Origin of the sequence: Nonomuraea rosea, assembly GCF_039539705.1 — a bacterium.
Taxonomy (GTDB): Bacteria; Actinomycetota; Actinomycetes; order Streptosporangiales; family Streptosporangiaceae; genus Nonomuraea; species Nonomuraea rosea.
This window is the reverse complement of the sequence record NZ_BAABDQ010000097.1, coordinates 1-8,677: the sequence shown is the minus strand read 5'-3', so window position 1 is coordinate 8,677 and position 8,677 is coordinate 1. Positions and strand designations below refer to the sequence as shown.

Sequence of the window (8,677 nt, the reverse complement as noted above, 5' to 3'; positions counted from 1 at the left end):
GGTGCCGCGCCATCGACCGCGACGGCGCCAGCTCCTCCACCAGCCGCTCGAACGGCACGTCCTGATGCGCGAACGCCGCCAGAGCGCGCTCCCGCACCCGTCCCAGCAGCTCACGGAACTCCGGATCGCCGGACAGATCCGCCCGTACAACCAGGGTGTTGACGAAACACCCCACCAGATCATCCAGCGCCACATCCGTACGACCCGCGTTCGCCGACCCGATCGGAACGTCCGTCCCGGCACCGAGCCGCGACAACAGCACCGCCAGCGCGGCCTGCAGCACCATGAACACGGTCACGCCCTCGGCCCGCGCCACCTCCACCAGCCGCGCGTGCACCTCAGCCGGGACATTCACCGGCACGCTGTGCCCATGGTGGGAGGCCACAGCGGGGCGCGGCCGGTCGAACGGCAACACCAGCTCCTCCGGCGCCCCGGCCAGCGTCTCCCGCCAGTACGCCACCTGCCGCGCCATCACGCTCTCCGGGTCCCGCTCGTCACCGAGCAGCTCCCGCTGCCACAAGGCGTAGTCGGCGTACTGCACCGGCAACGGCTCCCACACCGGGGCCCGCCCGCCGCGCCGCGCCGCGTACGCCACCGAGACGTCCCGCGCCAGCGGCCCGATCGACCAGCCGTCGCCCGCGATGTGATGGATCACCACGACCAGCACCCGCTCGTCCGGCCCGGCCTCGAAGAACCAGGCCCCGATCGGCACCTCCGACGACAGGTCGAAGGCGTACCCGGCCGCGGCCGCCACCGCCTCCGGCAGGTCGGCGGGGGTGACCTGGGCCACCGACAGCTCCCAGGTCAGCTCATCGGGCCGGAGGACGCGCTGGTAGGGCTCGCCGTCCGCGACGGGGAAGACCGTCCGCAGCACCTCGTGCCGGCCGATCACGTCCCGGAGGGCCAGGCCGAGGGCGGCCCGATCGACGTCGCCGGACAGGCGCAGCGCGATCGGGTCGTTGTAGGTGGCGTTCGGTCCCTCCAGCTGACTGATGAACCACAAGCGCTGCTGCGCGAACGACAACGGCACCCGTTCCGGACGTTCCATCGGCGTCAGCGGCGCCTGGGCGGTGCCGTCCTCGGACAGCCGCGCGACGAGCCCGGCCACCGTCGGCGCCTCGAAGAGGACGCGGATGTCCAGGTCGACTCCGAGCACCGCACGAATGCGGCTGGCCAGCCGCACGGCCAGCAGGGAGTGGCCGCCGAGGGCGAAGAAGTCGTCGTCCACGCCCACCTGGGGCAGCCCCAGCACCTGCGCGAACACGCCGCGCAGGATCTCCTCCCGTGCGTTCGGCGGCCTGCGGTCGGCGGACGCGGCCGTTCGCTCCGCGTAGTCGGGCCGGGGCAGTGCCTTGCGGTCGAGCTTGCCGTTGACCGTCAGCGGCAGCGCCTCCAGCGCGACCACGGCCGAGGGGATCATGTAGCCGGGGAGACGTTCTGCGGCGAGTTCGAGCACCGACGGGTCGGCGTGGTCCGCGCCGTCGGCCAGGACGACGTAGGCGGCCAGGCGTTTGTCGCCCGGCTCGTCCTCGCGCATGATGACCGCGGCCTGGGAGATCCGCGGGTGCGCGAGGAGCACGCTCTCGATCTCGCCCGGCTCGATGCGGAAGCCGCGGATCTTCACCTGGTCGTCTCCGCGGCCGGCGAAGGCCAGCTCGCCCTGTGGCGTCCAGCGTGCGAGGTCGCCGGTGCGGTAGAGCCTTGTGCCGTCCACGGCGAACGGGTCGGCCACGAACCGCTCGGCGCTCAGCCCTGGCCTGCCGAGGTAGCCGCGCGCCAGCCCGGCCCCGGCGACGTAGAGCTCCCCGACGACGCCGACCGGCACGGGCGCCAGGTGCTCGTCCAGGACGTACACCTGCGTGTTCATGACGGGCGAGCCGATCAGCACCTGGCCGGCGTCGGGGTCGCAGCGCCAGAGCGTGGCGTCCACGGTGGTCTCGGTCGGCCCGTACGAGTTGAACATGCGCCGGCCGCGCGCCCACCGCGCCATGACGTCCGGCGCGCACGCCTCGCCCGCGACCACCACGACGACGTCGGGGGCGAGCGAGCTCTCGTCCAGCGTGGCCAGCACCGCGGGCGGCAGCGTCACGTGGGTCACCCGCTGCTCGGTGAGGAACACCGGCAGCTCCTCGCCCAGCCGCCGCGTGGCTGGGATCACCACCAGCGCCGCCCCGGACAGCAGCGCCATCATCCACTCCCAGCCGAACGTGTCGAAGCTCGCCGACGCGAACTGCCCCACGCGGCTTCCCGGCCCGACGCCGAGGGCGCGGATCTGGCCCGCGACCAGCCCGGCCACGCCGGTGTGGGAGACCAGCACGCCCTTGGGCCGGCCGGTCGAGCCGGAGGTGTAGATGACGTACGCCGGCTGCGCCACCGACCTGCCGCCCCTGTCCACCGGCGCGGCCGGGCTCTCGTCGTCCATCAGCAGGGTCGTCGCACCCGCCGCCGCCGGCACGCCGGCCGTCGCGGCCGAGGCCACGACGATCACGGGTGCGGCGTCCGCCACCATGAAGGCCACCCGGTCGGCCGGATAGGCGGGGTCGATCGGCAGGTACGCGCCGCCGGCCTTGAGCACGCCCAGCAGCGCGACGATCAGGTCGGCCCCGCGTTCGAGGCACACGCCGACCACCGACTCGGGGCCGACGCCGTGCCAGGCCAGCCGCCGGGCCAGCCGTTCGGCCCGCGCGTCGAGCTCGGCGTAGGTCAGCTGGATGGACGCCGACCCGGCGGAGGTCGGTGCGGGGCCGGCGGTCACCACGGCGACCGCGTCGGGTGTGCGCGCGACTTGGGCCTCGAACAGGTCCGCCACGGACGCGGGCGTCACGCCGGGGGCCGCGGTGTCGTTCCAGCCGGTCAGGACGTGGCGGCGTTCGCCGGGGTCGAGCACGTCGAGGGCGCTGAGCCGGATCCGCGGGTCACGGGAGACGGTCTCCAGCACGCGCGCCAGCCGCCCGGCCAGCGCGGCGACGGTGCCGGGCTCGAACAGGTCCGCGGCGGCGGTAATCAGGGCGCGCACACCGGCCGGGGCACCGTCGTCGTCGAACGCCTCGCCCATGATGACGTCGAGGTCGAACTTGGCCGCGGAGGCGCTGGTGTGCACCGTCTCGGTCCGCAGGCCGGGCAGGTCGGTGTCCTCGTCGGCGGTGTTCTGCAGGGTGAGCATCACCTGGAACAGGGCGTGGCGGGCCATGGAGCGGCTCGGGGACAGCTCTTCGACCAGCCGCTCGAAGGGCACGTCCTGGTGGGCGAAGACCGTCAGGCTGGTCTCGCGTACCCGGGTCAGGACCTCCGCGAAGGTGGGGTCGCCGGAAAGGTCGGTACGCAGGACGAGTGTGTTGACGAAGGAGCCCACCAGGTCGTCCAGCGCTTCGTCGGTGCGCCCCGCGTTCGGGGAGCCGATCGGGATGTCGGTTCCCGCGCCGACGCGGGACAGCAGCATGGCGAGCGCGGCCTGGAGGACCATGAACATGGTGACGCCCTCGGCCCGCGCCACCTCCCTCAGCCGGGCGTGGATCTCGGCCGGGACCTCCATGGGCACCGGGTGGCCGCGGTGGGTGGCCACGGCCGGGCGCGGGTGGTCGAAGGGCAGCGTCAGCTCCTCCGGCGCGCCGGCCAGGGCTTCCCGCCAGTAGGCGACCTGGCCGGAGATGACGCTGCCGGGGTCCTGCTCGTCGCCGAGCAGCTCGCGTTGCCACAGGGTGTAGTCGGCGTACTGGAGCGGCAGTGGCGCCCAGCCCGGCGGCCGGCCCGCGCGGCGCGCGGCGTAGGCGGCGGACAGGTCGCGCGCCAGCGGACCGGTGGACGCGCCGTCGCCGGCGATGTGGTGGATCGTCACGGTCAGTACGTGCTCGTCCGGTGCGAGGCGGAACAGCCGGGCCCGCAGGGGCACCTCGCGGGCCGGGTCGAACACGTGCCTGGCGGCGGCGGCGACCGCTTCGTCCAGTTCAGCGGGTGTGATGTCGGCGACCGGCAGCTCGATCGCCAGCTCCTCCAGCGGGACGACCTCTTGGTAGGGCTCTCCGTCGGCGGTGGGGAACCGGGTGCGCAGCACCTCGTGCCGCCCCACGACGTCGCGCACCGCCAGGCGGAGGGCGCCGAGATCGAGGACGCCGCGCAGCCGCAGCGCGACCGGGACGTTGTACGTGGCGCTCGGGCCTTCCAGCTGGCCGATGAACCAGAGACGGCGTTGCGCGAACGACAGCGGCACCCGTTGCGGGCGCTCCATCCGCGTGAGCGCGGCCTGCACGGCGGCGGCGCCGGTGCGGCGGGCCGCGTCGAGGTGGGCGGCGAGCGCGGCCGCGGTCGGCGCGTCGAACAGCGCGCGCAGCGGCACCTCCACGCCCATGATCGTCCGTACGCGGCTGATGAGCCGCACCGCCAGCAGCGAATGACCGCCGAGCGCGAAGAAGTCGTCGTCCACGCCCATCTGGGGCAGGCCCAGCACCTGCGCGAACAGGCCGCAGAGGATCTCTTCGTGCGGGGTGGCCGCGCGGGTGGCGGGCCCGGCGACGTGATCGGGCACGGGCAGGGCCTGGCGATCGAGCTTGCCGTTGACGGTCAGCGGCAGCTCGTCCATGATCACGATCGCCGACGGCACCATGTGGCCGGGCAGCCGCTCGGCCGCGTGGCTCCGCAGAGCGGCGGCAAGACCAACCGCACCGGTCCGTACGGGTACGGCCGGATTCGGTGCGGCGCGACCCGATGCGGCCGGATCGGCTGCGGCTCTATCCGATGCCGCCCTATCCGATGCGGCTTCGGCGGGCACGACGTAGGCGACCAGGCGCACGTCGCCCGGCGTGTCCTCGCGGGAGACCACCGCGGCCCGCTCGACCAGCGGGTGGGCGGCGATCACCGCCCGCACCTCGCCCGGCTCGATCCGGAAGCCGCGGATCTTCACCTGGTCGTCCACCCGCCCGGCGAACACCAGCTCGCCGTCGGCGTTCCACCGCACCCGGTCACCGGTCCGGTACATCCGCGTCCCGACCGGCCCGAACGGATCGGCCACGAACCGCTCCGCGCTCAGCCCCGGGCGCCCCAGATAGCCGCGCGCCAGCCCGGCCCCGGCGACGTACAGCTCGCCCGCCACCCCCACCGGCACCGGCGCGAGGCGTTCGTCCATGACGTACACCTGCGTGTTGGCGATCGGTGTGCCGATCGGCACGTCGTCCACGCCCGCGCGGCACTCCCACACCGCCGCGTCCACGGTGGTCTCCGTAGGGCCGTAGGAGTTGAACAGCTCCCGGCCCGGCGCCCACCGCTCGACCAGCTCGGGCTGCAGGGCCTCGCCGCCCACGTCGATGACGACGCCGGCGGGGACGGAGCCGTCCTCCATGCTGGCCAGCACGGCGGGCGGGAACGCGGCGTGCGTGATCCCTTCGCCGGTGATGAACGCCGCCAGCTCCGCGCCGAGCCGCCGGTGCGGTGGCACGACGACGAGGGTCGCGCCGGCGGGCAGCGCCAGCGCCCATTCGGAACAGAACATGTCGAAACTGACGGACGCGAACTGCAGCATCCGCGACCCGGGACCCACCTTGGTCGGATAGCGCCGGGCAAGCGCCTCCGCCGTGTTGGCGAACCCCTCGTGCGTGAGGACCACACCCTTGGGCCTGCCGGTCGAGCCGGAGGTGTAGATCACGTACGCCGGATGCCCGGGCAGCGTCCTCGTTCCCAGGTCGCCGCCGGACAGCCCGGACAGCGCGACGACCGTCTCATCCGAGTCCACGACGACCGCGCCGGGCACCGTCCGCGCCGTCCCGGCCGAGGCGAGCACCATCGCCGGTGCCGCGTCCTCGATCATGTACGCGATCCGCTCGGCCGGGTACTCCGGATCCACCGGCAGGTACGCGCCTCCCGCCTTCAGCACGCCGAGCACCGCGGCCATCAGCTCGACGCCGCGCTCCATGACCAGCGCGACCACCGACTCCGGGCCTACGCCCCGCCCGGCCAGCAGCCGTGCCAGCCGGTTGGCCCGCGCGTTCAGCTCCGCGTACGTGACGGCGTCCCCGTCGGAGGTCACCGCGACCGCATCCGGCGTCCGCGCCGCCTGGGCCTCGAACAGCTCCGTCACCGTCGAGGGGCGGACCTGGACCGTCGTGGCGTTCCAGGCATGCAGCACCTGCTCGCGTTCGGCGTGGTCCAGCACGTCCACAGCGTTCAGCGGCAGGTCGGGGTCGCCGTCCAGCACCGCTTCCAGCGCCGAGACCAGGTTGCCGGCGGTGGTGCGCAGCAACGTGCCGACGGCCCGCGGGTCGATCGGGGCGACGGCGTCCACGGCCAGCGAGAGCCGGTCGCCGCCGTCGTCCACCGAGACGGTGAGCGGGTAGTTGTCGCGGTCCTCGGAGTAGCGCAGCCTGATGCCCGCCATCGCCCCGCCCGCTTCCTGGGACCCGCCGGTGTTGTGGCGATAGTTGAACAGCGCGGTGAACAGCGGCGTGTCGCCGGTGACGCCGCTGGCCTGCTGCGCGGCCGCCAGCGGGGCATGTTCGTGCCGGACGAGCCCGGCGAGCTGGCCGCGCATCGCGCCGACCGCTTCCAGCACGCCGGTCCCGGTGGTGCGGACGCGTACCGGAAGGGTGTTCATGTACGGGCCGGGCACGCGGTCGGAGCCGGCGCCCGCGTTCATCCGGCCGAACAGCACCGACCCGAACACCACGTCGTCGCGGCCGGCCAGCACGGAGAGCAGCCTGGCCCACGCCACATGCAGGAGGGTCGCCGGGCTGGCGCTGACGCGCCTGGAGATCTCGCGCAGCCGCCGGTCCAGCTCCGGCGGGAACGGCACGATCTCGCGTACGGAGGCGGTGCCGTGGTCGCGGACGTCCAGCACGCCGTACGGGGCGGTCGGCTCGGTCACGTCGCCGAGCAGATCGGCGAAGTACCGCTCGTGCTCGGCCCGGCTGACGGCGCCTCTGGCCTGGGCCACGAAGGTGCGGAACGGCAGCGGCTCGGGCAGGTCCGCGCCGCGTCCCGCGAGGAACGCCCGCACCTCCTCGATCACCATTTCGAGCGCGGTGTGGTCCTGCGCCATGTGATGCACCCGCACCAGCCCCAGCCATCGGGCGGTCCCCGGGACGGGCGTGAGGTGGATGCTCATCAGCGGCGCCCGGCCGAGATCCATGGTCCGGCCGACGTGCGCCACCAGGCGCTCGGCGAGATCACCGATCTGCCGGTCGAGCACCACCTCGCCGTCTCGCTGGTCGAGCACCACCTCGCCGCCCTGCTGGTCGAGCGCCACCTCGTGGACGGAGAGGACCGCCCGCCGCCACACGACCTGGACGGGCTCACGCAGCCCTTCCCAGACGATCGAGGTGCGATAGACGTCGTGGCGGTTCACGACCTGCTGGAGCGCGTCGGCGAAGGCGTCCAGCCGGGCGCGGGAGTCGAACTCGACCACGGTGGGCTGCACGTAGGCGTCCTGGCCGGCCTCGGCGAGCAGGTGGTGGAACAGGAGACCGTCCTGGAGAGGCGCGAGGGGGTAGATGTCGGCGACGTTCGCGGCACCGCCTTCGACCGTGGCCACGATCCGGCCGATCTCCTCCGCCGTCAGCTCGACCAGCGGCAGCATCTCCGGTGTGATCGCGGTGGCGTCCGCCGGGATCACGTTGTCCGGCACCGTCACCAGCGCCTCGCCGACCGACCGCGCCAACCCGGCCGGTGTCGGCGTCTGGAAGAACGACCGCACCGACACCGACACCCCACGCGCCTGCAGCAACGCCACCACGCGGATCGCCAGCAACGACTGGCCGCCGAGCGCGAAGAAGTCATCCTCCACGCCCACGCTTTCGACGCCCAGCACGTCGGCGAACGCGGCGCACACCACCTCTTCCCGAGCGTCGGCAGGCCCCCGTCCCGCCTTGGCCGCGTATTCCGGAGCCGGCAGGGCCGCCCGATCCAGCTTCCCGTTCGCCGTCAACGGCAGCGCGTCCAGCACCACCACCGCCGACGGCACCATGTACTCGGGCAACCGCTCACCCAGGAAGCGCCGTGCGCTCTCGCCCAGGCCGCTCTCCTGCGCGTCGACCGGGACCACGTAGGCCACCAACCGCACGTCTCCCGGCGCGTCCTCCCGTGCCACCACCGCGACCTGCCCGGCCCCCGGGCAACCGGCCAGCACCGCACTGACCTCGCCCGGTTCGACCCGGAAGCCCCGCACCTTCACCTGATCGTCCACCCGGCCCAGGAAGACGAGCTGACCGTCGGCGGACCAGCGCACCCGGTCCCCGCTCCGATACATCCGCCCACCCCCGAACGGACACGCCACGAACCGCTCACCCGTCAACCCCGGCCTGCCGAGATAGCCCCGGGCCACCCCCGCACCCGCTACGTACAACTCGCCGGCCACCCCCGGCGGCACTGGCGAGAGGCGCTCATCCAGGACATACGCCCGCGTGTTGGCCACCGGCGGCCCCACCACCGGCCCTCCGGCACCACCGATCCGCGCGACCGCGGTGTCCACCGTGCACTCGCTCGGACCGTAGAAATTGAAGCCTTGCACCCCGGACGCGGCCAACCGCTCCCACAACCCCCGCGGCACCGCCTCCCCGCCCACACCCAGCCGCTTCAACCCGGCCCGCTCCAACAACCCGGCCTCCACCAGCACCTGCGCATACGACGGCGTCACCTCCGCGAAATCCACCCCACCCAGCCACTCCACCAACCGCCCCGCATCCAGCCACGTCTG

Annotated in this window: 1 protein-coding gene; it reads right to left on the bottom strand. The window is 73.6% G+C overall.

The genetic code is table 11. The features are described 5' to 3' along the window. Window positions 1-8,632, bottom strand: an 8,632-nt coding sequence (locus tag ABEA43_RS67290; RefSeq protein ID WP_345581317.1) for a non-ribosomal peptide synthetase, incomplete at its 3' end; no start/stop codon positions are given. Between the last annotated feature and the right edge of the window lie 45 nt (window positions 8,633-8,677).